Here is a 24,230-nt window from a genome sequence, read left to right as displayed (position 1 = left end):
GGAATTCGTCAGGCTTTCGCCACCGGCACCGGCTGTGTCGACAGTGTCGCGAGTTCGGCATCGAGATCGGTGGGTTCGGCGGTTCGGCGCGGAATTGTCAGGGCGATACCGGCCGCCACGAGCGCTACCGCGGCACCGATCAGCAAGCCGACATGGAAACCGCTCTCCGAGGGCACGGCATGCCCGGCGAAGTCGGTTGTCATATTGGCCAGCACCACACCGACAACAGCGGCCGACACCGACGTACCGAGCGAGCGCATCAGCGTGTTGATGCTGTTGGCGGAAGCGGTTTCCGACAGCGGCACCGCGCCCATGATCAGGGCGGGCATGGCGCCGTAGGCAAGGCCGACACCGATATTGGTGATGCAGACCATCGTCATCAGACCCCAGGTCGAACCCATCAGCACCGCCGAGGAGCCGTAGCCGATGGCGATGATCAGCGCCCCGACCGCGAGGGTGACCTTGGGTCCGCGCGCGGCCGACAGTTTCGCGCCCGCCGGTGACAACGCCATCATCATCAAGCCACCCGGCGCCATCCACAAGCCCATACCCAGCATGGTTTGTCCCATGCCGTGGCCGGTGGCCGCGGGCAACTGCATCAGCTGCGGCACGATCAGCGCCTGGCCGTACATGGCGAAGCCGACCAGTACAGATGCGGCATTGGTGAGCAGCACCTGAGGTCGCGCCGTGGTGCGCAGATCGACGAGCGGGTCGGAGGTCCGCAGTTCCCACCATCCCCACGCGGCCAGGGTCACCGCCGAGGCGGCGAACAGCCCGAGTGTCGTGGCACTGGTCCAGCCCCACCCGGAGCCCTTCGATACCGGCAGCAGCAGGAATACCAGTCCCGCGCCGAGTCCGACCGCGCCGACGAAATCGAACCGTCCACCCGCGTCACCGCGCTTCGCCTCGGCCGGAACCAGCGTCGCGATGAGCACCATCACCAGCGCGCTCAGCGCCGCCGCGGCCCAGAACAGCACCCGCCAGCTCGCATACTGCGCGACCGCGGCCGATACCGGCAGCCCCAGCGCACCACCGACGCCGAGCGAGGCACTCATGAGCGCGATCGAGGAACCGAGCCGCTCCGCGGGTAGCACATCGCGCATCAGGCTGATGCCCAAGGGAATCAAGCCGACACCCATGCCCTGGATTCCGCGTCCGATCAGCATGGGCACCAGCGAGGAGGACATGGCCGCGATCGCGGCGCCCACGATCAGAAATCCACCGGAGACCAGCAGCATGCGGTGTTTTCCATAGAGGTCACCGAGCTTGCCCGCGACCGGGGTGAACACCGCTCCCACGAGCAGCGTCACCGTGATCACCCAGGAGGCGTTGGCGGCGCTGGTGCCGAGTATTCCCGGCAGTTCACCGATGATCGGCACCACTGCCGTCTGCGTAATCGCGGCGACGGTGCCGCCGAACGCGAGGACGCCCACGACCACTCCGGGTCGGGCCGTCTTTTCCGAAATCCCCACGTACCGCTCCTATCGACAAACCAGCAAGTTATGTACAGAGCACAAGGTATGCATACTGCAATCTATGTGTATCGTACACATCTCTTGGCGTGCGAACCCGATCGAGCAATCGTGATGTCGGTCGCAGTGCCGCTAGTGATCCGCGGGCATGGTCGCCAGCGGCCGTGGCCAGTACTCCCCTGACCGGCGTTCGATATCGGTGTTGAATCGTCGCAGGTAGCCGACGAATGCGGCGACATCCTCGGCCGCCCAGTCCTCGAGGATCGAATCCAGCGCGTCGACGATCAAGGCCCGTTCGGCATTCAATCGGCGCTCACCCTTGGCCGTGACCCGAAACTTCCGCGCCATCCCGCCCTCGGGATCCGGAATCCGCTCGATCACTCCGGTCCGCATCATGGCGGCGGTCTGCCGATTGAGGGTCGAGGCATCCAAACCCAGCGCGTCACTGAGCTGCCCGATCGACATCAGTCCACCCATTCGCAGCCGGCTCAGCAAGATATAGGCACTGCGGTCCATGGCGTCGGCACCACGGCGCGATCTCAGGCTGTGGCGGCCGAGAAGCATGGTCTCGAACTCGACCAACTGCGTCGCCTTGTCCATCTCGGCCCTTTCCGCGAATTCTCACCTGCCCGGCTATGGGCGGATCTACCGCATGTGTACCAACCATATTACGTGTTCGCTACACATCGGGGGCACATCACACAGGTCGCCGTGCTCTACCTCAGCTGGGCCGCGAGCCGCTTCGCGTTCATGTAGCCGATGGCTTCGATGGTCACCATCGGGTTGACACCAGGGGCGGTGGGGAAGGTGGAGCCGTCGGCGACCACGATGTTGGCGACGTCCCAGGTGGCGCCGTCGGGGTTGGTCGCCGAGACATCGGCCGAGCCACCCATGCGGGCCGAGCCCATGATGTGCAGGGCGCCCATCGAGCAGCGGCCGGGGCCGTAACCCGCCTTCTTGGCGGCGGCGTCGAATTCGGCGAGCGAGCCGCGGATGCCGGGTTCGAAGGAGACGCCTGCCTGGTGACCGGAGTAGATCCGTTGGGCACCTGCGGCTTCCAGAATGGAGGCGGCACCGACGATACCGGTGTGCAAGTGCGCGGCGTCGTAGTCGGACAGCTGGTATTTCACCACCGGTTCGCCGGACTTGTCGATCGAGACGGTGCCGGGGTCGCGGTCACGGGTGATGATGCCGATGGAGTTCGTGCGAGCGAAATCGAGCATGCCGGCACGATGTTGCGCCGCACCGCGCCAGCTCATGAAGCCGGTGGCCAGGCCGGGGTGGATCGGGCCGGTCTCGTAGATCACGCCGTAGCCGTTGCCGTCGAGATTCGCGTGGTGCCTGCTGATGCGCGCCTGCAACGCGCCTTCCCAGGGGCGGATCTCGTCTTCGAACACGCCGAAGACCGCCGCGGCCGGATGCAGGCGCAGATGCTGTCCGATGTTCTTGTTGCGCAGCCCGGATCGTCGCAGCAGCGCGGGCGTCTGGATCGCGCCCGCGGCGACCACGACCGCCTTGGCGCGCACCGTGATCTCGACTCCCGTGGCGGTAACCGCCGAAACCGATTCGGCCCGACCGGCTTTCACGGTGATCGCGCGGACATCGGCGTCCACCACCAGGCGCGCACCGTGCTCGGCCGCGTCGGCGAGCCAGGTCTTGGTCGCCGACTGCTTGGCGCCGAGGCGACAGCCGTAACCACAACGTCCACACTCGATTCCGGCATCGCAGGCCTCGCTGACGTTGCGCGGCAACGTATCCACATCCCAGCCGAGCGCACGTGCGCCGCGTTCGAGAATGCCGTCGCGCGCCGAGAGCGGCGATTTGCGGTCGGTGACGCTGATCCGTTTCTGCACCGCGGCCAGCGCGTCACCGAACTCGTCGGCGGCGAACTGCGGGACACCGGTCTCGGCCCATTCGGCACGGACCGGGTCGGGTGTCGGCAGCGAGGTGCTCCAGTTGACCACGGTGCCGCCGCCGAGGCAGGTACCTGCGACAAGGGTGATCTGGCCTTCCGCCGACGCCGCCGGGCCGGGTGCGTACAGGCTGGTCAGGGCGTCGAATTCGCCGTTGCCGAAATCCTGGTCGTCGTAATAGTTTCCGCGTTCGAGCACGATCACGTCGAGGCCCGCTTCGGCCAGTACCGCGGCCGCGGCGCCACCACCGGCGCCGGAGCCGACCACTACGACATCGCAGTCGAGCGCGGTGGATTCGGTGAACCGCAGTGGCGAAAGCGGCGGTTTCGGGGCGGTCTCGAGACGCCCGACCGGCGCCGGGTAGCCGATCTCCTGCCACAGCGGATTCGTCCCGGTGGGTCCGGGAGTCACGTTGTAGGCGAGCAGTGAGGCCTGCTTGAGCGCCTGAAAGATCGCCCGGGCGGGGGCGAGGCCGGAATCGGCGAGGCGCAGCAGGGCTGCCTCGCGCTGCTCCTGCGAGAGCGTGGAGAACCGGCGCAAGCCGCTGCCGGTGAGCAGGCCGAAGACGCGAGAATCCCACAGTCCCAACAGCATTGCCAGCTGCTTCGTTTCGGCTTCGCGGGGATTGCGACCCAGGATGCGGAAGATCGTGTCGACCGCGCCGATCTCGGTCGCGGCGGGCAATCCGAGCCCGTCGCCAGGCAGAAACGTATCGCAGATCATGCCCAGCGCGGCCCGCTGTTCGGCTGTCGGTTCCATGACGGAAACCACCCCTCTTCACTCTGGGGTGAGTTGTATCACGGGACACGCGACCGCGCTGGGGGTCAACGGGTTTCGGGCCGGACAATGCAGTCCGGCCCGACCGTCAGTCGGCGGTGAACTGGATCGTTTTGAGCGACGGAGTAGCCAGGTCGACATCGGCCTTGGTGATCGACCGCGCCGCCGAGTCGTTGCGGTATGCGGTGAGCTGGTAGCGCCCGGGTTGCAGACCGCGGAAACTCACCTGGCCGTTGGCGCCGGTGGACATGTGCCGGTGAATAGTGTCGCCACACGCGTCGATGCCGGTGAGGACGATCTTTCCGCCCGCGATCGGCACGCGGTTCGTCGCGGTGATCAGCACCGCGTCGATCTGGCCCGCGGCCGCCGGGGTAGCCGCGCGGACTCCCCGGTCGTTCTGCCGCGCCTGCCGTACCGCTTCGCAGGGCGCTGCGTCCTGCGCGATCGTGTCGTCGGCGCCGGGGTGCGCCACCGCGCTGCCCACCGCCGCCCCCATCAGAGCTGTTGCCGCCAATCCGATCGCCAAACACTGGGAAATGACAAACCGTGGCATCGCGCCGTCTTCCTCCTGCTTCTCAACGGGCATGAAAGTGCACTCCGACATTGCTGAGGTAACGCTCGGGCGGCAACAATACTGACGGGAATTCCGGCGCTGAAACCGGTGTTCCATAGAGACGGTTGTGGCCGATCTGTGCGACCGTTGAGCACTCATGAAGGAGGATGTGTGAGCGACACTCGTAAGGCGATTCTGGCCGGTGGATGCTTCTGGGGCATGCAGGATCTGATCCGTCGGCAGCCCGGCGTGCTGGCCACCAGGGTCGGCTACAGCGGCGGGACCAACGACAATCCGACCTACCGCAATCACCCGGGCCACGCCGAGGCGGTCGAGATCGAATACGACCCCGCGCAGACCGACTATCGCGCGTTGCTCGAGTTCCTGTTCCAGATTCACGATCCGACCACCAAGGATCGCCAGGGCAACGATCTCGGTGACAGCTACCGTTCCGCGATCTTCTATCTCGACGACGATCAGCGACGTATCGCGCTCGACACCATCGCCGATGTCGACGCCTCGGGCCTGTGGCCGGGCAAGGTGGTCACCGAGGTGACCCCGGCGAGCGCATTCTGGGACGCCGAGCCCGAGCACCAGGACTACCTGATTCGCTACCCCGACGGCTACACCTGCCATTTTCCTCGCCCCGGCTGGAAACTCCCGAAGCGCGAGAACACCGGCACGTAGCGTTTTCCATATGTCATGATCGGCTGTGTCGGCGTGACCGTGACGTCGGATCGGAGTACTCATATGAGCGGCCACCGGCCGTCTCGAACGATGAGGGGAAGCGATTCGGATGACATATGGACAGCAGCAACCCGGTTACCCCCCGGCGGGACCGACGCTCAGTGTCGGTGACGCCATCGGTTACGGGTGGACGAAATTCAAAGACAACGCGCTCGTGTGGATCGGGATGGTGGTTATCGCCTTCCTGATCCAGGCGGCGATCAACTTCCTGTTCGGGCTCGGAAACTCCGGCGACACCGATATGGACGGCGGTGTCAGTTTCGGGTTCGGGATCTGGCAGATCATCGGCACCATCGTCAGCACCATTATCGGATATCTGATCTCGGCGGCGTTCGTGCGTGGCGCGCTGCACGAAACCGATGGGAACAAGCCGGGATTCGGGTCGTTCTTCCAGTTCACCAATGTCGGTGCGGTGATCGTGGCCGGCTTGCTGGTCGGTCTGGCGACCGGTATCGGCCTGGTGCTGTGCATTATTCCGGGCCTTGTCGTCGCGTTCTTCACCTGGTGGACAATGCAGTTCGTGATCGACCGCGACCAAGACGGTGTCACCGCGATCAAGTCGAGCTTCTCGGCGATCTCGAGTAACGCGGGGACGTTGCTGCTGCTGGCACTGGCGCTGTTCGGTATCAATATCGTCGGTGCGCTGCTGTGTGGCCTCGGCCTGCTCGTCACCATTCCGTTGACGATCATCGCCTCGACCTATGCGTACCGGGTTGTCACCGGCGGGCCGGTCGCCGGCGCGCCGACGGCTCCTGAGCCGGGATACCCGCAGCAGTACGGCGGGCCCGCAGGTGGATTCGGTGGGCAGCCGGGCTACGGCGGTCCGCAAGGCGGACAGGGTTACGGACCCGGCTACGGCGGGCCCGAAGGTGGACAGGGTTACGGCGGGCCGGGTTACGGCGGACCCGCCGGTGGGCCCGCCGGTGGGCCCGGCTACGGCGGTCCGGGCGCGGGTGGTCCGGGTTCCGGTGGACCCGGGTACCCCGACGGTCCTGATCTGGGCAAGCCCGGTGATCAGGGCTGGGGACCTGAAGGCAACCGCTGAGGAGTTGATCCCGAGGGGCGTGCGATGTCGTTCATCGCACGCCCCTCGTGCTGTTCACTCGCAGCCGATGCCGTCCCCGTCGCGGTCGAGGCCGTAGTCATCGGGGCCGATCACCGTCACCCGGCCGGTGTAGACGGGCCCGTTGCCGCTGCCGCCTTCGCAGTCGACATCACTGACGATGGGCAGGCACGGGGTGTAGGAGTCGTGGCAGTTCGAGGGCTGCGCTCCTGCCACGGTCGGCGTGGCGATCGCGAACGCGAAGGCCGCGATGGCGGCGGACCCGAGGGTTACGACGTATTTCATTGTGCTCCATTCGATCTTCCAGCGGCGCACAGTGTTTCACGAGTGGGTGATTTGTCGGAAATTTGCTTGTCGGTACCTGGCAGTAGTATCGGGGGATCTCGAACAAAGGGGGAGTGATGCGGGGGAAATGGCGGGCGTGGTCGTGGTGGGTGCGTGGTGCGGTGATCGCGCTCGTGCTGGTTGTTGTGGTGTCGCTACCGGTCGCGGGGGTGGTCGCGGCGCTGCTGGTGCACAACATCGGCGATCAATCCGAACAGGCGCGGACCCGAGGGAAAGACGCGGTCTGGCTGGGGCATGCCTGGGTGGACGGACGTAAGAACGATGCCGATATCGACGGGCTCGTGAAGTTGCTGGCAGGTACCGGAGTTCGGGATCTGTATGTGCACACGGGGCCGTTGGAGCACGACGGGAGTCTGCGCGACGAATTGGCGCCGCGGGCGCAATGGTTCGTCGATGCGGTGCACGCGCGATTACCGGGTATTCGGGTGCAGTCATGGCTGGGCGACATCGTCCAGCCCGAATTCGATGGGCTGGACGTGGAGTCGGCGGCCTCGCGCGAGCGGGTGGTGGCGTCGGCACGGCGGGTGCTCGCCTACGGATTCGACGGCGTGCACTATGACCTCGAGCCCGTTCGGTCGGGGTCGCCGGGGTTTCTCGCGCTGCTCGACGCTACGCGGGCCGTGACTTCCGCGGCGCGCGTTCCGCTGTCGGTGTCGGCACCGGTGATCGATCCGCTGCCAGGCTTACATTCGGTGGGGTTGACGGTCGCCGACCACGGAAAATGGTGGAGCCAGGCCTATTTCGCGGAGGTGGCGCGTCGATCCGATCAGGTGGCGGTGATGTCGTATGACACGGCGATGCCCACGCGGGCTCTGTACAGCGGGTATGTGGCGCAGCAGACCGAACTGGCCGCCGAGGTGACACCCGATGGCGTCGACCTGCTGATGGGAGCTCCCGCGTTCTGGGCCGACGACCGAGGTCATCACGGAGCCGCCGAGACCGTCGCCGCGGCGGTGCGCGGAATTCGCCTCGGGCTGACCCGGACCGACGTGAGCCGGGCGAACTTCGGTGTGGCGATGTACGTGGATTTCGCTGCCACACCACAGGATTGGGCCGACTATCGAAGAGGTTGGTGTCGGATGACCGACTGAATTCGGATCGCGCCGAGCTACCGGATCGGGCAGGGCCGCAGCCGCCTCGGCGTCGGCGCGCCGAACTATTCGGTGGGGGATGAGCTGATGGCGGGCGCGTAGATCTCGGTCAGCCATGGGTGATCCGGGTGGAGCTGGGTCAGCCAGGAGTTCAGGCGGACGAGCCGGTGCTCCGGGAGCAATGCGATGACGCGGTGGAAGTCGCTGTCGTCCTTGGGGCGGTTGGCTTTCGCCTTGAACAGCAGCACAACCTCGGGAATCAGATACGGAATCCCGTTGGGGGTGGTGCGGATGAGTTCGGTGTAGGGGAGGGTGATGGTGGGATCGCGGCGGCAGATCCAGGTATCGCCGTCGTGCGGCTCGCGGAACACGTCGAGATGGAACGCACCGGTGAAGGGGTCGCGGAGCCAGGTTTGGTGGAGGTCGAGGCGGGTCGCGGCCAGGGGATAGGGCCAGAGCTTGCCGTCGCCGACGATGTCCCACTCGTATTCGGGGAAAGCGGCCGCGATATGCGGGAAATCTGTTCGGGGGACAGTGATTTCGATGTCGTCATGGGCGCGGGAGATAGCACCGGCGAACAGATCGAGTGCCCAGCCGCCCGCGACCGCCCACGGTGCGGGACAGGTCGCGAGGCGCGCGGCGACCACGCTCGGGGTCCACGGGTCCCAGCGACGGGTGGCTTCGGTTGCGGTGATCGGACGTCCACCGTCCGGCGAGCTCATCTCTCCATCCTCGGCACCGGTCGCTCGGGGCGCAAGGTTGTTGTGGGCGATGGTGATCGAGACGAGACGGGTTTGTGAGGAAGTCAGCGGCGGCGGTCGGTGAGCCAGGCCAGAGGTCGGCGGTGGTGGGGGCGTGCGCGGTTTTCCCAGCGAGGGTTGTCCTCGTCGCGGCGGTAGACCGGGATCCGGCCCGCGATGGCGAAGCGGAAAGAGGTTGCGATACCGACCACTTCGCCGTCGGCGGCCACGGCGACGGGGGTTTTCGAGATGACGGTGAGTTCGTGCATCTGGCGTTCGCCGTACACGCGGCTGTGGCCGATGGCGGCGAGCATCAGGGCGATCACAGCGCGGGTGCGCGAGAAACGGACGTCGGCGCGGAGCCAGCGGACGTCTAGGAGGCCCTCGTCGAGGCGGGAGCGGAAGGCGGGGACGGCACCGTGCGGGTGATAGGGGCCGTTGCCGATGAACAGGAACCACAGGTCGTGCCAGCGGTCGTCGAGGCGGATGTGGATCGGTTCCGCGCGGTGCAGGGTGACGACGAGGGCGGCGGCGAAGGCGGGCCACTTGCCCCAGCGGTCTTCCCACTTCTCGCGCAGGCGCACCAGCTCCGGGTAGGCGCCGATGCTCGCGGTGTTGATCAAGTGGTGGGTGTGCGGGCCGTCGGAGGTGTCGAATTCGACTGCGGCGATGTCGACTTCGACAGCCTCGCCGGTGCCGGTGGCGTCGGCTACCTCGCGCAGGTCGTAGACGCCGAGGTCGCGGGCGAAGTGATTCAGGGTGCCCGCGGGGATGACGACCAGGGGCAGGTTGTTGCGGACCGCGACAGCCGCCGCGGCGGCGATGGTGCCGTCGCCACCCGCCGCGCCGACCGCGAGGACCGAGGCGCGGTTCCCCGCGTCGGCCGCGTGGTCATCGGTCGGGCCGTCCGAGGTGCGGTTCTCCGGACCAGCCGCGATACCGCGGTCATCGGTCGGGCGGTCGTCGTCGCTTTCCGCCCTGCCGACGGTGGCGTCGACGGCTTCTTGCAGTAGCTCGACGGCGTCGCGGCCGGGTTCGGTGCGCACCAGCGTCGCCGCGGGCAGTGCCTCGGCGATGTCGTCGGTGGGGTCGTAGCTGGAGTCACCCGAGCGCGGGTTCACCAGCAGCAACAGGCCTTTGCCCTCGGCGAGGATCGGGGCGTCGTGCACGACGTGCGCGTCGGCCTCATCGGATTCGCGGATCGGCCACCAGCGGCGGGTAGTGAGCGCCACAGCGGTGCCCACGCTGGCGCCGACCAGCACGTCGGACGGCCAGTGCGCGCCGGTGTGGATGCGGGAATAGGCGACGGCGGCGGCCACCGGCGCCACGGCGAGCGCGGTCCGCGGACTCTCCAGGGCGACGGCCGTCGCGAAGGCCGCGGCATTGGCGCTGTGGCCGGAGGGGAAGGACGACGACACCGGCGCGGCGACCAGCCTGCGGCCGAGCGGCATCAGTTCGGCCGGTGGCCGCCGGCGCGGAATCAGCGTCTTGAGCACGAGGTTGACGACGAAGCTGCTGCCACCCAGCGCGATGACGCCGCGCAGCGCCGCCCGTCGTGGGCGACCAGGCTTCACCGCGAGCGCCGCCGCGACCGCCAGCCACAGCCCGCCGGTATTGGCCGAGCGGGTCAACCGCAGCATGCCGCGATCGGCCGCCGATTCCGGGATACGGGACACCGCTCGGCTCATCGTGTCGTCCATCCGGGCGACATGGCCGAACCTGGCGCGGGGCAACTCACTCACAGACAGAACCCTACCGCCGTTGGGCGTCACTATCTTTCGACCCGGACAGAGGGCACCGGCGCACCCCCCCGATGGCGGGGTGGCGGTGCCACGTCGAGAGGCCGTATTACTGCACTGGGATCGAGGGTGGGTTGCAGTCCGCGGTGGCCGGTCCACCCGAGAGTGACTGGATGATGCAGCCGAGATTGATCTGTCCGCCCGAACCGGAGGTACCGAGGAGCATGTTGAGCGGATCGGCGCTGCCGGTGTCGGCGTGCGCGCCGGGACTGACCAGGAGCAGGGATGCGGTGGCGAGCAGCGCGGCGGCGCCGAACCTACGTATGTTCATGGACCCGATCCTCGCACCAGCGGCCGATGCGCGAAACCCGGTCGGATCCCCCAATTGCGGGGGCAGGATGAGGTGGCGGTGTCGCCCGATAAACTCTGCCCATGACCGACACCGCGCTGCTAGAGGGCCCCATCCACGCTGTTCATGTCGAGCTCGGAGCCACCTTCGCTCCGTTCGGCGGGTGGGAGATGCCGGTGCAGTACGGCGGCACGGTCGGCGAGCACACCGCGGTCCGCACCACTGTCGGGCTCTTCGATGTGAGCCACCTCGGCAAGGCGACGGTCGCGGGGCCGGGTGCCGCGGCGTTCGTGAACTCGGCGCTGACCAACGACCTGGGCCGGATCCGGCCGGGCAAGGCGCAGTACACGCTGTGCTGTGCCGAAGACGGCGGTGTGATCGACGACCTGATCGCCTACTACGTCACCGACGACGAGGTGTTCCTCGTGCCGAACGCCGCGAACACGGCGGCGGTCGTCGCGGAGCTGCGGAAGGTGGCCCCCGCCGGGATCACCGTGACCGACCAGCACCGCGACTACGCGGTGTTCGCGGTGCAGGGACCCAAGGCCACCGAGGTGCTGACGGCCCTCGGCCTGCCCACCGAGATGGAGTACATGGCCTACGCCGACGCCGAGTGGGAGGGCCGCCCGGTGCGCGTGTGCCGGACCGGCTACACCGGTGAGCACGGCTACGAGCTGCTGCCGAACTGGGCTGACGCGGAGCCGGTGTTCCGTGCGCTGATCGACCGGGTCGAGGCGGCCGGTGGCCAGGCGGCCGGGCTCGGCGCGCGCGACACCCTGCGCACCGAGATGGGCTACCCGCTGCACGGGCACGAACTCTCCCTCGACATCACCCCGAACCAGGCCCGCACCGGTTGGGCCGTCGGCTGGAAGAAGCCGGAATTCTGGGGCAAGGCCGCGCTCGAGCAGGAGAAGGCCGACGGCCCGCGCCGCACGCTGATGGGGCTCAAAGCGCTGGATCGTGGCGTGCTGCGGCAGGGCCAGACCGTGCTGCGCGATGGCGAGCCGGTCGGCGAGACCACCTCGGGGACGTTCTCGCCGTCGCTGAAGGTCGGCATCGCGCTGGCACTGCTCGACACCGACGCGAAGCTGGAACCCGGCGACGAGGTGGAGGTCGACGTGCGCGGACGCAAGCTGCGCGCGACGGTCGTCAAGCCGCCGTTTGTCGACACCAAGACGAAGTAACTCCTCCGTAGTGGGGGCGAGACAGCACCAAATCAGCCCGGATAGGATCGCATCATGACAGTCGCCGCACAGTTCACCCGTATTCCGCACCCCGCGCCCACATCGGCGCAGCAGCGGGAAGAGGTACTGGCGGCCCCCGGTTTCGGACGGTTCTTCACCGATCACATGGTGTCGATCGACTACGCCGACGGCCAGTGGGGCAATGCGCGCGTCGAGCCGTACGGTCCGCTCTCGATGGACCCGGCGACGATGGTGTTCCACTACGGGCAGGCGATCTTCGAAGGGCTCAAGGCCTACCGTCAGCCCGACGGCGAGATCGCGACCTTCCGCATCGATGCCAACGCCGCGCGGTTCCGTCGCTCGGCCGCGCGCATGGCGATGGCGGAGCTGCCCGAGGAGCTGTTCGTCGAATCCGTGCGCCAACTCCTCGACGTCGACGCCGACTGGGTGCCCGCCGCCGGTGGCGAGGACTCGCTGTATCTGCGGCCGTTCATGTTCTCCACCGAGGCGGGCCTGGGTGTGAAGCCTGCTTCGGCGTACAAGTACCTGCTGCTCGCCTCGCCTGCCGGTGCCTACTTCCCGCGTGGTGTGAAGCCGGTGCGGGTGTGGCTGTCGACCGAATACGTGCGTGCGGCTCCCGGCGGTACCGGCGAGGCGAAGGTGGCGGGCAATTACGCCGCGTCGCTGCTCGCGCAGGCGCAGGCTACTGATCAGGGCTGTGACCAGGTGGTCTGGCTGGATGCGTGCGAGCGTCGTTACGTGGAGGAGATGGGCACCAACAATCTGTTCTTCGTGTTCGGTACCGGCTCCGAGGCACGGCTGGTGACGCCTGAACTGTCCGGTTCGCTGCTGCCCGGTATCACCCGTGATTCGCTGCTCACCTTGGCTGCCGACTCCGGCTATCCGGTGGAGGAGCGCAAGATCTCGGTGGAGGAATGGCGTAAGGGCGCGGAATCCGGTGAGATCAGTGAGGTTTTCGCTTGCGGGACGGCTGCGGTGATCACGCCGGTCGGGTGGGTGAAGTCGGAGGAGGAGGAATTCGCCATCGGGGGTGGGGAACCGGGTGAGGTGACGATGGCGCTGCGCGACACTTTGACCGGAATTCAGCGGGGTACGTTCGCTGATACGCATGGGTGGATGCGGGCGCTGTAAGCGCCACAACAGCATTCGAGAGCGGGCCCGTTGCGTGGGGCCCGCTCTTTGCTGCTCAGCCCGGCATCAACGCCTGCCATTCGCCGAGGGACTTCGGGCGCAGGACGTAGTTGCTGTCGCACACGGAAGTCAGTGCGGCGCTGGGGGCTTCGGAGTACCAGTGGCCGGGGTAGACGACTGGGTTGCCGTCGAGGGCGGCTAGTTGGCGCAGGCTGCGGAACATCTCGTCGGAGTCGCCGCCGGGGAAATCGGTGCGGCCGCAGCCGTCGATGAACAGGGTGTCGCCGGAGATGAGGCGGCCGTCGAACAGGAAGCACTGGCTGCCGGGGGTGTGGCCGGGCGTGTGGAGTAACTCGATGTCGAAGGCGCCGACCTTTACCTTGTCGCCGTGGTCGTGGCCGGTCAGCTCGCTGGGGGCGATGCCGGTGGTCTGGGCGACCCAGTCCAGTTCGAGCTTGTTGACGTGCACCGGGACGCTGGTCTTCTCGAGCAGTTCGGCCACGCCACCGAGGGTGAAACCGAGCATGGTGCCGCCGACATGGTCGGGGTGATGGTGGGTGGCGAGTACGCCGGACACGCGCATGCCGTCGGCCGCCGCGACGTCGACCAGGTCGGCCGCCTGGTAGGCAGGATCGACCAGCAGGGTCTCGCCGGTCTCCCGGTCGCCGATCAGATACGCGAAGTTGCGCATCTGCGTGGCGATCGGATCGCCGACGGCGTAGTCCCGGCCGGACAGCAGCTGGCGGAAGTAGAGGCGCTCGGATGACATGCGCTCCACTGTATTGCCACCGATGTGCTGGCAACCCACCCGAGTACCGTTGACCGGACGGTCTGTGGGACCACACAACCGCCGATATCCCGGACTTGTGGCCAGTCGGAGTTCGGTGCGATTTCGCGATCGGCTATAACGCCAGCGAGAAGCCCACCGCGGCAACCGAAACCGTGATTTCGATGACAGTTCCGAGAATATCGCCGGAGAGGCCTTCGAACCGGCGGACGCAGTGGCGGGTGATCGCGAAGGTCAGCGCGAGGCCGGCGATCACCACAACGGGGCCGAGCCAGAGGTTGGCTGGGACCGCCGCGACCGCGGTGACAACCGCGAGCGCCGACCAGATCAGCACAGCGCCGCGGCGCTGAGTGCCCGCGACCAACGCGCCGAAACCCGCGTCGGGTGCGGCGCGGATGCCGGTGCGGCAGGCCAGCACGACGGCGACTCGGCCCGCGGCGACGGCGAGGACGATCGCGAGCCAGCGCTGCTGATCGGCCAGAGTCGCGAAGGCGACCGATTGGACAGCGATGGCGAAAATGAGGGCGGCGACGCCGAACGGTCCCGCGCCACCGGACTTCATGATCTCGCGAGCGCGGGCAGGTGGTCCGTAACTCCCGAGGCCGTCGACGGTGTCGGCCAGGCCGTCGAGGTGCATGCCCCGGGTGAGCAAGGCGAGCAGGCCTACGGTGAGCAGACCGGCGAGCAAGGTGGTCAGGCCCGCGCTGACCAGCAGCCAGAGCGCCGCCGTCGCCGCCGCCCCCAGAGCGAGGCCGATCAGGGGAGCGAGGGTAATGGCGTGGCCCGCGATCCGTCGGTCCACCTTCGCGGGGCCTGGCACCGGGATGACCGAGAGCCAGGAGACCGACAGTCTCAGGGCGTCCATGGCGAGGTCTCCGCGGTAGTACCCGATCCTGCCGAGCAGTGCACCAGGTCGGGCCTCCGGGTGGGCGTCTCGACGGCCCAGCGGAACTCGCTCACTTCGCCAGGTCGACGGTGTCCGATTCCGCGGCGCCCGTGCTGACACCCGCGTCGGCGAAGGTCGACATTTCGGCGAGGGTGGCGACGGCGGCGCGCAGGATCGGGAGGGCGGTGAGGGCGCCGGAGCCTTCGCCGAGGCGCATCTCGAGATCGATCAGCGGGGTCAGGCGCAGGTGCTTCAAGGCCAGGTCGTGGGCGGGTTCGGTGGAGCGGTGGGCCGGGAGCCACCAAGCTTTCGCGCCCGCGGCGATGTCTTCGGCGACCATGGCCGCAGCGGTGACCACGACGCCGTCGAGCAGAACGGGGGTCCGGCGGATGGCGGCCTGGGCGAGGAAACCGGCCATGGCGGCGAAGTCGGCGCCCGCGGCGACGCGGAGCAGGTCGACGGGCTCGGTGGCCACGGGTCGGGCGCGGCGCATGCCGTCGCGGATGGCGGCGACCTTGCGAATCCAGCCCTGGTCGTCGACGCCGGTGCCGCGGCCGACAGCGGCGACGGGTTCGGTGCCGGTGAGTACGGCGATGAGGACGGTGGCGGGGGTGGTGTTGCCGATGCCCATGTCACCGGCGATGAGCAGGTCGGCGCCCGCGTCGATCTCCTCGTCGGCGATCGCGCGGCCCGCGGCCAGCGCGGCGGTGATCTCGGCTTCGGTGAGGGCGTCCTCGCGGTCGATGGAACCGCTCGACCGGCGAACTTTGTGCTGGGAAACCGAAGGCTCGGTGTCGCCGTCGACGGCGATATCGACGACCCGCACGGTCGCGCCCGCCACGGCGGCCAGTGCGTTCACGGCCGCGCCGCCCGCCAGGAAATTGGCCACCATCTGCGCGGTGACCTCGCTCGGATACGCCGAAACGCCGTGCTTCGCCACGCCGTGATCGCCCGCGAACAGCACCACCCTGGCGCGTTCGAACTGCACGGGCGGGCACACGCCCTGGCACGCGGCGACCCAGTTACCGAGTTCCTCGAGCCGTCCCAGCGATCCGGCCGGTTTGGTGAGCTGCGTCTGGCGCTGCTCCGCCGCCGCACGCACGTGCGCGTCCGGGGCCGCGACCGGGTCGAATCCGTGAGTCACTGGCAAGCCTTTCGGAAGTGGTACTGGGTGTTCGACGCTCATCTTGCCCGGATCACGGTGCGCGGCGCCGACCGACCCGGCTCATTTCAGTCGAATCGGCAGCCCGGCGACGATGAGATACGCCGCGTCGCACGCCCGCGCGAGACGCTGGTTCAGCGTGCCGATCTCGTCGCGGAACAGCCGCCCCGAACGGGTCGCGGGAATGACGCCCATTCCCACCTCGGGCGATACGATCACCAACCGCCCTCGGTAGGCCTCGACGGCTTCGACGAGGGTGTCGCAGTCGGGGCCGACGGTGCCGCGCGGTGCGTCCCAGGCCGCGCGGGCATCCAGACGCGCGGTGAGCCAGGTGCCGATGTCATCGAGCAGCGTCGCGGGGGCCCCGGTGGCGAGAACCGTTGCGGGCTCGATGTTCTCGACGGTCGTCCAGTGCGCGGGGCGCCGGTCGCGGTGGACGGCGATCCGGTCGGCGAAGTCGTGATCGGCGGGATCGAGGACAGCGGTGGCCAGGTAGCGGACCGCGGTCGCATCGGCCACGAGGTCCTCCGCAAAGGCGGACTTACCGGAGCGAGCGCCACCGAGGACGAGGATGCGGGTCTGCTCGACGCTGGCTGGCATTCCAGCACCGTAGCTGTTCCGCCTCCCCGCGACTTTTGCCGGTCGTGGGTGGGGAGGGGGCTCCGTGCTGGTGGCTAGGTCAGCGCGTCCCGAGAGCGTCGAGGATCATCGGGCGGGCAGTGGTGAGTGCCTGTTGCCAGTACGGCCAGGTGTGGGTGCCGTTGACGATGTCGACGCGGGCGGAGACGCCAAGGGCGGTGGCACGGTCGCGGAAGATGCCCGCGGCGACCACGGTCATCGCCTCGAGGCTCATCGCGTTGAGGGTGTTGCCGAGACCGTAGGGGACGTCGGCGGAGCCGGGGACGCCATTGCCGGTGGTGACGTAGAGGGGCAGGCCGCGTAGACGCTCGAGCTGGGCGGTGGCGTCGTTGCGGACCCATGCGGGATCGCTCGCCGGGCCCCACATGTCGTCGACGTTGAAATTGCCCTCGTCGCGCATGGCGACGCGCATGGCTTCGTTCCACATCGGGTAGGTCGGGTTGACGAAGCCGGAGAACGAACCGGCGAAGCGGAATTGGTCGCGGTGGTGGGCCGCGAGGACGAGTGCGGCGTTGCCGCCCATGGAGGCGCCGACGATCGCGTTGTTGGTGCGCGAGACCCCGTATCCGGCAAGGAAATCGGGGAGTTCGCGGGTGAGGAACGTTTCCCACTTGTAGGTCGTCTTCTGACCGTTGGTTCGGCTCGGCCGGTACCAGTCGGTGTAGAAACTGGAGTGCCCGCCGACCGGGAACACCAAAGTGACGTTGTCACCGGCGAATTGGCGCAGGGCGTCGGTGTCGGTGGTCCATTGGCTGTGGTCGGCGGGTGCGCGCAGACCGTCGAGCAGGTACAGCGCTGAGCTGCCGCCGCGCGAAGCCCACTGCACCTGGACCTTGATCGGGCCCATGCTCGACGGCACGAACAGCTCCTCGAAACCGCCTGCGGGCGCACGCATCACCGGTGCCGCGATCGGCACGGCAACAGCCGCGGACGTGCCGACGGACGACACGACCACGGCCGCCGCGACGATCGTGAGAGCTCTGCTCAGCCGACGAAAACTTCCCCACCCAACGTGAAACACCTTGCTAGCCGACCAGTTTCCGCCGGTCACGTCAAGTCGATTGTGGGGCTTCACAGCATCCGGACAGTGCCTACCGCATCAATTCGCCGATGCGAGCCTGCGCGGTATCGGGCCGACCCGATGTGTCCCGGGCACTGCGCACCGCGGCTCGGGCGGTGAACGATCTTGCTGTCAACGGTTTCCCGAGGCTCAACCGGCCGCGCCGAAGCGGCGCCGGTATTCGGTGGGCGCGATGCCGACCTGGCGCTGGAAGTGGTGGCGCAACAGGGCGCCGGAGCCGAAACCGGACTCCTCGGCGATCCGCTCCAAGGCCATGTCGGTGGTTTCGAGCAGGTGCTTGGCGAACAGGACGCGCTGGGTGGTGAGCCACTTGACCGGGGTGGTGCCGGTCTCGGCGGCGAAGCGGCGGGCGAAGGTGCGGGTGGACATGCTGGAGCGGGCGGCGAGTTCGTCGACGGTGTGCGGGTGGGCGAGGTTCTCGGTGAGCCACGCCAGGGTGGTGGACAGGCCGAGGGAGCTGCACTCGGGGACCGGCTGTTCGATGAACTGGCGCTGGCCGCCGTCGCGTTGCGGCGGAACGACCATGCGGCGTGCGATGCCGTTGGCGGCGGCGGTGCCGATCTCGCGACGGACCAGGTGCAGGCAGGCGTCGATGCCGGCGGCGGTGCCCGCGCTGGTGATCAGGTTGCCCTCGTCGACGAACAGGACGTCGGGGTCGACGGTGGCCTCGGGGAACGTCGCGGCGAGTGTGTCGACATAGCGCCAGTGGGTGGTGCACTTGCGGCCGTCGAGCAGACCTGCCGCGCCGGCCAGGAAGGCACCCGAGCAGACGGTGAGGATGGTCGCGCCCGCATCGGCGGCATCGCGCACCGCTTCGAGGACCCGGTCGTCGTACTTGCCGATCGGGGAGGCGGGGATGGCGACCAGGTCGGCTTTCGCGAGTTGGTCGAGGCCGAAGTCGGGGGTGACGGAGATGCCGGGGGTGGTCGAGCGCAATGGCTTGCCGGGCTCGGCGCCGCAGACCCGGAAGTCGAAGCCGGGCAGGCCGTCGGCGGTGCGGTCGAGGCCGAAAACCTCACAGACGACACCGAATTCGAACATGGCGAGCCGGTCGTTGAGGACCACGGCGACGTTCGAGAGCATGCCTCATCCTAGCTGGCTGAATCTTTACGCACAATGACAGAACAGCCACTTTCGGCTGAAAATCATCGAGCGCAAAATTACTGCCATGCTTACTTTTCTGATCGTCCTCGCCGCCATCATCGGACTCGCCGTACTGATCGGTCACGGCACCACCGGAACCACCGGAATCACCGACCGCGACGCCCAGCGCATGGACATCGAACTCAAGGCCATCGCGGGCTACGCCGACTACATCCGCCCCAGTCATCACTGAAAACACGAATACGCGATCGCGTCGAAAGTGACCACCCTCACGGGCGAATCGCCGCGCCTCCCGCAACCACCTACGGACTCCCAGCCAAGCCACCACGTTTTCGGCCGCCCCGGATCCGAGGGGCGAGACGGAACGCCGAAGGCGCAGTATCGCCCCTCGGATTCGGGGTTACGAGGCCGAAAACCCGCGGCGCCAGCCGCCAATTACACCGCGTCGCCTGGGCCGACCCTGGGCTTCGGGGCGCGCATCTTGCGGATCTGGGAGGCGCGGACGAACGCGTACCAGCCGAGCTTGAAGCCGGTGTCGGTGGTGTCGGGGAAGCGTTCGATCACCCGGTTGTTCACGATCTTGCCGAGGACGAAGCCCTCGATGATCATGAAGACCATCATCACCAGCATGGCCAGGGTCACGATGGTCTGCAGGCCGGGGGCCACGAACATCGACAGGATCAGCACCAGTGCCATCGGCATGAACAGGCCGACCAGGTTGCGGCGGGCGTCCACCAGATCGCGCACGTACGCGCGGACCGGGCCCTGATCGCGGGGCAGCAGGTACTTGTCCTCGCCGGCGAGCATGCGGGCGCGGCGGTCCTGCACGGCGGCGCGGCGGTCGGCCGCGGCGGCCTTGCGATCCTGTTTGCTGCCCTTGACGGCCTTGCGGCGGGCGCGGGCTTCCTTGGCAGTCAGTGGGGCGGGCGCGACGGGGCCGCGCCGCTTGCCTTCGGCCTCTCGCCTTTTCGGCGTCGGCTTGCCCTTACCGGGGGTGGTCGAAGTGGTGGCGGCGGCCTGTTCGGAGCCGGACACCGACGGGTCGACGGACTCGTCGGTGGTGCTGGACTCGTCGCGACGGAACAATTTCACGTTCACCAGGCTATTCGATGATGCCGACCATCGGGAAATGCGGTCCGCTCAACGGTGGGCCCGATCTCATACCAGGCGGTCTGCGACGCAGATCACGCCGTTATAGGGCGTACTGTGGGCGCAAGCACCCAGGTGGCGTCTACTCGGCTGCGCCGAGGGTGGCAAAATAGGAATAGCAGTTGCTGCGACAGCGTTGAAATCAGTCGTGCGCTGTGCACCTGAGGTCCGTTGACGGGCTGAGTCGAACTAGGAGTGTCCATGACTGTGCAGAACGAGACCGCCACCGAGACCCACGGTGCGACGCTGACCGACGCTGCCGCCATCAAGGCGAAGGCGCTGCTCGACCAGGAGGGCCGCGACGACCTGGCCCTGCGGATCGCCGTGCAGCCCGGTGGCTGTGCCGGTCTTCGCTACCAGCTGTTCTTCGACGATCGCATCCTCGACGGTGACATCGTCGTCGAGTTCTCCGGCGTGAAGCTGGCTGTCGACCGCATGAGCGCCCCGTACATCGACGGCGCCTCGATCGACTTCGTCGACACCATCGAGAAGCAGGGCTTCACCATCGACAACCCGCAAGCCACCGGCTCCTGCGCCTGCGGCGACAGCTTTAATTAGCGGCTGGCGCCGCGGGTTTTCGGCCTCGTAACCCCGAATCCGAGGGGCGATACTGCGCCTTCGGCGTTCCGTCTCGCCCCTCGGATCCGGGGCGGCCGAAAACGTGGTGGTTGGGTTGGGAGTCCGTAGGTGGGCGGGTAAGTGCGCGTGGTCCACTCGTGAGGGTGGTTGCCTTCGGCGTGGTGGGCGCGTGGTCCATTGGTGACGGTGGGTTACGCCCAGCGCGGGTGATCAGGTTGCGCTGAGGTGAACCATCGGGGTGTGGCGCTTGCTACCGTTGAAGTCCGGGATCGGTTGATCCCGGACTTCTTTTGTTTCCCGTCTAGCGTCGAAGGGGCCCTGCCTCGTGTCTGTTGCCGTGTCCGCATCCATCGCCACCGACCACCTCATGCGCTTCCCCGGCCGGTTCGCCGATGCGCTGCTCGCTGATCAACTCGATCATGTGTCCCTGAGCTTTCTCGTCGACGATCTGCAGATCCGCCGTGGCGGAGTGGCGGGCAACATCGCCTATGCGATGGGTCTGCTGAAGCAGCGTCCGGTGCTCGTGGGTGCCGTCGGCGCCGATTTCGCCGAGTACCGCCAGTGGCTGGAGGCCAGCGGCGTCGACTGCTCGGCGGTGCACGTCTCCGCGACGTCGCACACCGCGCGGTTCGTGTGCACGACCGATGAGACGATGGCGCAGATCGCCTCGTTCTATCCGGGTGCGATGAGCGAGGCGCGCGATATCGACATCGCCGCGATCGCCGCCGCGCACGACGTCGACCTGGTGCTGGTCGGCGCGAACGATCCCGAGGCGATGGTCGCCCACACTCGCCAGGCCAAGGCACAGGGCATCGCCTACGCCGCCGATCCGTCCCAGCAGCTGGCTCGCCTCGACGGCGAGCAGGCGAGCGAACTGGTCGACGGCGCGGCCTACCTGTTCACCAACAAATACGAGTGGGCCCTGCTGCAGCAGAAGACCGGCCTCAGCGAAGCCGACATCACCGCCAAGGTCGGCATCCGGGTCACCACTCTGGGCTCCGAAGGTGTGCTCGTCGTCGACGCCGACGGCACCGAGGTCCGCGTCGGCGTGGTGCCCGAGGTGGCCAAGGTCGACCCGACCGGCGTCGGCGACGGTTTCCGCGCCGGCTTCCTCACCGCCCACCGCGCCGGCCTGAGCCTGGAACGCGCCGCCCAGCTCGGCTCCCTGATCGCGGTCCTCATCCTGGAAACCACCGGCACCCAGGAGTGGACCCTCAACACCGAAGACGCACTCGAGCGCCTCACCAAGGCCTACGGCACCGACGCCGCCGACGAACTGGCCTCGCTTCTGTAGCGATGATCTACGCCCCGGGGTGGCACGTGCCACCCCGGAATGCGTAGCGCAACAACTGATTTCGTTACGACATGGGTAACTCGCCGGGAACGGCCAGAACCCGCATGGTCCTGACCGTCGGCCCGGCTACTCAGCCCTTACGCACTCACGTCCGGCTGAATACCCGGAGAGGCGGGCCGGACCGGGTAGGTCGGTTCCTGGATTTCGGGCTTGATGCGGTCTTCTACGAAGATGCCGTGCCAGACCATGAAGACCAGGACGGTCCAGAGGCGGCGGCTGTGGTCCGAGAGGCCTGCTTTGTGGTCGCGGAGCATCTGGAGGATGGCCGGCTTGTTCAGCAGGTGGTCGGTCTGGGACTCGGCGATCTGGGTTTCGGCCCAGTCGTAGAGTTCGGTGCCGCGCAGCCAGTGGCGCAGGGGGACCGGGAAGCCGAGCTTGGCGCGGTGGAGGACGTGGTCGGGGACGATCCCGTCCAGGGCCTGGCGCAGCGCGTACTTCGAGGTTTCCTTGGTGATCTTCTGGTCGAAGGGGATGCCTTCGGCGACGCGCATGACCTCGTTGTCGAGGAACGGCACACGCAGTTCGAGTGAGTTGGCCATGGTCATTTTGTCGGCCTTGACCAGGATGTCGCCGCGCAGCCAGGTGAACAGGTCCAGGTGCTGCATGCGGGCGACCGGGTCCCAGCCGGCGGACTGGGCGTAGATCGGGGCGGTCACGTCCTGGTGGGTCCACTCGGGGCGGAAGTCGCGCAGGACCGAGCGCAGCTGGGCGTCGTTGAAGCTGCGGGCGTTGCCGTAGTAGCGCTCTTCGAGGGACAGCGATCCGCGGTGCAGAAGGGACTTGCCGCGCTTGCCGTCGGGGATCTTGTCGCTGAGCTTGCCGAGCAGCTTGCGCGCACCGGCAGGCAGGTATTCGAAAGGCTTGAGCGACAACGGTTCCCGGTAGATCGTGTAGCCGCCGAACAGTTCGTCGGCGCCCTCACCGGAGAGCACCACCTTGACGTGCTTGCGGGCCTCCTTGGCCACGAAGTACAGCGGGACCAAGGCAGGGTCGGCGACCGGGTCGTCGAGGTACCAGACGATCTCGGGGATCGCGGCGGCGAACTCGGCGGGGGAGACCACCTTGACGATGTGGCGGGCGCCGATCAGCTCGGCGCTCTCGGCGGCCACGTCGACCTCGGAGTAGCCCTCGCGCTCGAACCCGGTGGTGAAGGTGATCAGCTTCGGGTTGTGGCGCATGGCCAGCGCGGCGATGGCGGTGGAGTCGATGCCGCCGGACAGGAACGAACCGACGGTGACATCGGCGCGCATGTGCTTGGCGACCGAGTCCTCCAGCGCGGCGGCGATCTCGGCGTAGCGGGCCTTCTCCGCACCCTCGGCGAACGGGCGAACCCGGAAGTCGGGGCGGAAGTAGCGGGTTGTGACCGGCTCCTGGCCGAGCTTCACCGTGGCGTAGGTGCCGGATTCGAGGCGGCGGATGTTGCGGTGCAGCGACTCGGGCTCCGGCACGTACTGCAGCACCGTGTAGTGCTCGAGGGCGCGCGGGTCGAGCTCGTCGGACAGGTCGAGCGGGCTCAGCAGTTCGAGCAGGCTCTTCTTCTCGCTGGCGAAGGCGGTGCCGCCGGGGCCGGTCGCGATGAACAGCGGCTTGATACCGAACGGGTCGCGCGCCAGGAACAGCTGCGAGGTCTCGGTGTCCCAGATCGCGAAGGCGAACATGCCGCGCAGCTTGCGCACGGCCTCGGGGCCCCAGAAGTGGAAGGCGGCCACGATGGCCTCGCCGTCACCGTCGGTGGCGAAGATCTTGGCATCGGGGAATTCGGCGCCGTGTTCGACGGCCAGCTGCTCGCGCAGCTCGAGGTAGTTGTAGATCTCGCCGTTGAAGGTCATCGCGTAGCGCTGCGGGTTGTCCGCGGGCCCCCAGCGCAGCGGCTGGTGCGAGTGCTCGATATCGATGATGGACAGGCGATTGAACCCGAAGATCATGTGATCGTCGTGCCAGGTGCCCTTCTCGTCCGGGCCACGATGCCGCTGGCAGTGCAGCGCGTCGTACACCTGATCGACCACCGCGGTCGTCGCGGAATCAGCTGTCAGGAATCCGAGCAGTCCGCACACGGTGTCGCCCAACCTTCTCTCGTTCGATGATGGGTGGCCACAAACGGGCCGAAACGCTGTGTCCGAGTATGCCGCACACCTGCCCGACACGCCGCGCTCGCCCGCTCGCGCGGGGCACCCGGTCGCCAGACGGGGGTCAAACCGCAGGTCGCGATGATCGGTGACGTCACGGCGGAGTGTCGAAAGTGACCCCGCGACAAGACAGTGCCCGCTTTGGTCTACGCTGCGTAGTACTCAGGTCCTTCTCAGGTGTGCAGGCGTCACAGCGGCAATACTTCAGGACGGCCTGAAACTGCTTTGAAGAGGTGTC

24 protein-coding genes are annotated in these 24,230 nt (G+C 67.6%); 8 read left to right on the top strand and 16 right to left on the bottom strand.

Features of this window, described 5'->3' with window-relative positions; translation table 11 throughout:
* Nucleotides 1–8: 8 nt before the first annotated feature.
* The 4 genes from ACFWO8_RS26360 to ACFWO8_RS26345 form a co-directional block, all read right to left on the bottom strand.
* Nucleotides 9–1,472, bottom strand: a complete 1,464-nt coding sequence (locus ACFWO8_RS26360) for an MFS transporter (protein ID WP_378964319.1) — start codon at nt 1,470–1,472, stop codon at nt 9–11.
* Nucleotides 1,473–1,604: 132 nt separating this feature from the next.
* The gene (locus ACFWO8_RS26355; RefSeq protein ID WP_378964307.1) at nt 1,605–2,072 is read right to left on the bottom strand and encodes a MarR family winged helix-turn-helix transcriptional regulator; all 468 of its coding nucleotides are present in this window, start codon (nt 2,070–2,072) and stop codon (nt 1,605–1,607) included.
* 116 nt (nt 2,073–2,188) lie between these two features.
* Nucleotides 2,189–4,144, bottom strand: a complete 1,956-nt coding sequence (locus tag ACFWO8_RS26350; protein WP_378964302.1) for a GMC family oxidoreductase — start codon at nt 4,142–4,144, stop codon at nt 2,189–2,191.
* Nucleotides 4,145–4,250: 106 nt separating this feature from the next.
* Nucleotides 4,251–4,748 (bottom strand): hypothetical protein, encoded by a 498-nt coding sequence (locus ACFWO8_RS26345; RefSeq protein WP_378964297.1) that lies wholly within the window; start codon nt 4,746–4,748, stop codon nt 4,251–4,253.
* 138 nt (nt 4,749–4,886) lie between these two features.
* Here ACFWO8_RS26345 and msrA point away from each other — a divergent pair, with 138 nt between their 5' ends.
* Nucleotides 4,887–5,402 carry a peptide-methionine (S)-S-oxide reductase MsrA gene (msrA, locus tag ACFWO8_RS26340; RefSeq protein WP_378964293.1) on the top strand — a complete coding sequence of 172 codons (516 nt, stop codon included), beginning with the start codon at nt 4,887–4,889 and terminating at the stop codon, nt 5,400–5,402.
* Nucleotides 5,403–5,511: 109 nt separating this feature from the next.
* Entirely contained in the window at nt 5,512–6,507 is a 996-nt protein-coding gene (locus ACFWO8_RS26335) for a hypothetical protein (protein ID WP_378964285.1), read from the top strand.
* Nucleotides 6,508–6,561: 54 nt separating this feature from the next.
* Here ACFWO8_RS26335 and ACFWO8_RS26330 read toward each other — a convergent pair whose 3' ends face one another.
* On the bottom strand, nt 6,562–6,810 hold the full coding sequence (locus ACFWO8_RS26330; protein ID WP_378964280.1) for a hypothetical protein: 249 nt from the start codon (nt 6,808–6,810) through the stop codon (nt 6,562–6,564).
* Nucleotides 6,811–6,926: 116 nt separating this feature from the next.
* On the opposite strand from ACFWO8_RS26330, the gene ACFWO8_RS26325 reads away from it, so the two are divergent.
* The gene (locus tag ACFWO8_RS26325) at nt 6,927–7,961 is read left to right on the top strand and encodes a hypothetical protein (RefSeq protein ID WP_378964277.1); all 1,035 of its coding nucleotides are present in this window, start codon (nt 6,927–6,929) and stop codon (nt 7,959–7,961) included.
* Nucleotides 7,962–8,026: 65 nt separating this feature from the next.
* On the opposite strand, the gene ACFWO8_RS26320 is transcribed toward ACFWO8_RS26325, so the two are convergent.
* The 3 genes from ACFWO8_RS26320 to ACFWO8_RS26310 all read right to left on the bottom strand — a co-directional run bounded on the left by ACFWO8_RS26320 (nt 8,027) and on the right by ACFWO8_RS26310 (nt 10,771).
* On the bottom strand, nt 8,027–8,683 hold the full coding sequence (locus ACFWO8_RS26320; protein ID WP_378964273.1) for a nucleotidyltransferase domain-containing protein: 657 nt from the start codon (nt 8,681–8,683) through the stop codon (nt 8,027–8,029).
* A gap of 83 nt (nt 8,684–8,766) precedes the next feature.
* Nucleotides 8,767–10,443, bottom strand: coding sequence for a phosphatase PAP2 family protein (locus tag ACFWO8_RS26315; RefSeq protein WP_378964260.1), 1,677 nt, complete (start codon nt 10,441–10,443; stop codon nt 8,767–8,769).
* Between the two features lie 106 nt (nt 10,444–10,549).
* Complete coding sequence (locus ACFWO8_RS26310; protein ID WP_378964252.1) at nt 10,550–10,771, bottom strand: hypothetical protein; 222 nt, start codon at nt 10,769–10,771, stop codon at nt 10,550–10,552.
* Between the two features lie 101 nt (nt 10,772–10,872).
* Between ACFWO8_RS26310 and gcvT the strand changes: the two genes are divergently transcribed.
* Both gcvT and ACFWO8_RS26300 read left to right on the top strand, forming a co-directional pair.
* Nucleotides 10,873–11,973, top strand: a complete 1,101-nt coding sequence (gene gcvT, locus ACFWO8_RS26305) for a glycine cleavage system aminomethyltransferase GcvT (protein ID WP_378964250.1) — start codon at nt 10,873–10,875, stop codon at nt 11,971–11,973.
* A 54-nt stretch (nt 11,974–12,027) separates the two neighbouring features.
* Nucleotides 12,028–13,125, top strand: a complete 1,098-nt coding sequence (locus ACFWO8_RS26300; protein ID WP_378964246.1) for a branched-chain amino acid aminotransferase — start codon at nt 12,028–12,030, stop codon at nt 13,123–13,125.
* Between the two features lie 55 nt (nt 13,126–13,180).
* On the opposite strand, the gene ACFWO8_RS26295 is transcribed toward ACFWO8_RS26300, so the two are convergent.
* The 6 genes from ACFWO8_RS26295 to ACFWO8_RS26270 all read right to left on the bottom strand — a co-directional run bounded on the left by ACFWO8_RS26295 (nt 13,181) and on the right by ACFWO8_RS26270 (nt 18,763).
* Nucleotides 13,181–13,894: an MBL fold metallo-hydrolase gene (locus ACFWO8_RS26295; RefSeq protein ID WP_378964241.1), complete on the bottom strand. Its 714-nt coding sequence runs from the start codon at nt 13,892–13,894 to the stop codon at nt 13,181–13,183.
* Between the two features lie 133 nt (nt 13,895–14,027).
* Nucleotides 14,028–14,777 (bottom strand): adenosylcobinamide-GDP ribazoletransferase, encoded by a 750-nt coding sequence (locus ACFWO8_RS26290; RefSeq protein ID WP_378964236.1) that lies wholly within the window; start codon nt 14,775–14,777, stop codon nt 14,028–14,030.
* 91 nt (nt 14,778–14,868) lie between these two features.
* Nucleotides 14,869–15,984 (bottom strand): nicotinate-nucleotide--dimethylbenzimidazole phosphoribosyltransferase, encoded by a 1,116-nt coding sequence (gene cobT, locus ACFWO8_RS26285; RefSeq protein ID WP_378964233.1) that lies wholly within the window; start codon nt 15,982–15,984, stop codon nt 14,869–14,871.
* A 39-nt stretch (nt 15,985–16,023) separates the two neighbouring features.
* Complete coding sequence (locus ACFWO8_RS26280; RefSeq protein WP_378964227.1) at nt 16,024–16,560, bottom strand: bifunctional adenosylcobinamide kinase/adenosylcobinamide-phosphate guanylyltransferase; 537 nt, start codon at nt 16,558–16,560, stop codon at nt 16,024–16,026.
* A 79-nt stretch (nt 16,561–16,639) separates the two neighbouring features.
* Nucleotides 16,640–17,554 carry an alpha/beta hydrolase gene (locus tag ACFWO8_RS26275; protein ID WP_378964224.1) on the bottom strand — a complete coding sequence of 305 codons (915 nt, stop codon included), beginning with the start codon at nt 17,552–17,554 and terminating at the stop codon, nt 16,640–16,642.
* Between the two features lie 255 nt (nt 17,555–17,809).
* Nucleotides 17,810–18,763 (bottom strand): helix-turn-helix domain-containing protein, encoded by a 954-nt coding sequence (locus tag ACFWO8_RS26270; protein ID WP_378964217.1) that lies wholly within the window; start codon nt 18,761–18,763, stop codon nt 17,810–17,812.
* Between the two features lie 85 nt (nt 18,764–18,848).
* On the opposite strand from ACFWO8_RS26270, the gene ACFWO8_RS26265 reads away from it, so the two are divergent.
* Nucleotides 18,849–19,016: a hypothetical protein gene (locus ACFWO8_RS26265; protein WP_378964214.1), complete on the top strand. Its 168-nt coding sequence runs from the start codon at nt 18,849–18,851 to the stop codon at nt 19,014–19,016.
* Nucleotides 19,017–19,219: 203 nt separating this feature from the next.
* On the opposite strand, the gene ACFWO8_RS26260 is transcribed toward ACFWO8_RS26265, so the two are convergent.
* Nucleotides 19,220–19,819: a DUF3043 domain-containing protein gene (locus ACFWO8_RS26260; protein WP_378964693.1), complete on the bottom strand. Its 600-nt coding sequence runs from the start codon at nt 19,817–19,819 to the stop codon at nt 19,220–19,222.
* 315 nt (nt 19,820–20,134) lie between these two features.
* Here ACFWO8_RS26260 and ACFWO8_RS26255 point away from each other — a divergent pair, with 315 nt between their 5' ends.
* Both ACFWO8_RS26255 and ACFWO8_RS26250 read left to right on the top strand, forming a co-directional pair.
* The gene (locus ACFWO8_RS26255) at nt 20,135–20,491 is read left to right on the top strand and encodes an iron-sulfur cluster assembly accessory protein (protein ID WP_056816608.1); all 357 of its coding nucleotides are present in this window, start codon (nt 20,135–20,137) and stop codon (nt 20,489–20,491) included.
* A gap of 388 nt (nt 20,492–20,879) precedes the next feature.
* On the top strand, nt 20,880–21,806 hold the full coding sequence (locus ACFWO8_RS26250; RefSeq protein WP_378964688.1) for a carbohydrate kinase family protein: 927 nt from the start codon (nt 20,880–20,882) through the stop codon (nt 21,804–21,806).
* A gap of 137 nt (nt 21,807–21,943) precedes the next feature.
* Here ACFWO8_RS26250 and asnB read toward each other — a convergent pair whose 3' ends face one another.
* A complete protein-coding gene (gene asnB, locus ACFWO8_RS26245) occupies nt 21,944–23,920 on the bottom strand; it encodes an asparagine synthase (glutamine-hydrolyzing) (protein WP_378964684.1) in 1,977 nt (658 codons plus the stop codon).
* Nucleotides 23,921–24,230: the final 310 nt, after the last annotated feature.

Origin of the sequence: Nocardia sp. NPDC058480, from assembly GCF_042720495.1 — a bacterium.
Lineage (GTDB): Bacteria > Actinomycetota > Actinomycetes > Mycobacteriales > Mycobacteriaceae > Nocardia.
This window is presented reverse-complemented; position numbering and strand designations above follow the sequence as displayed.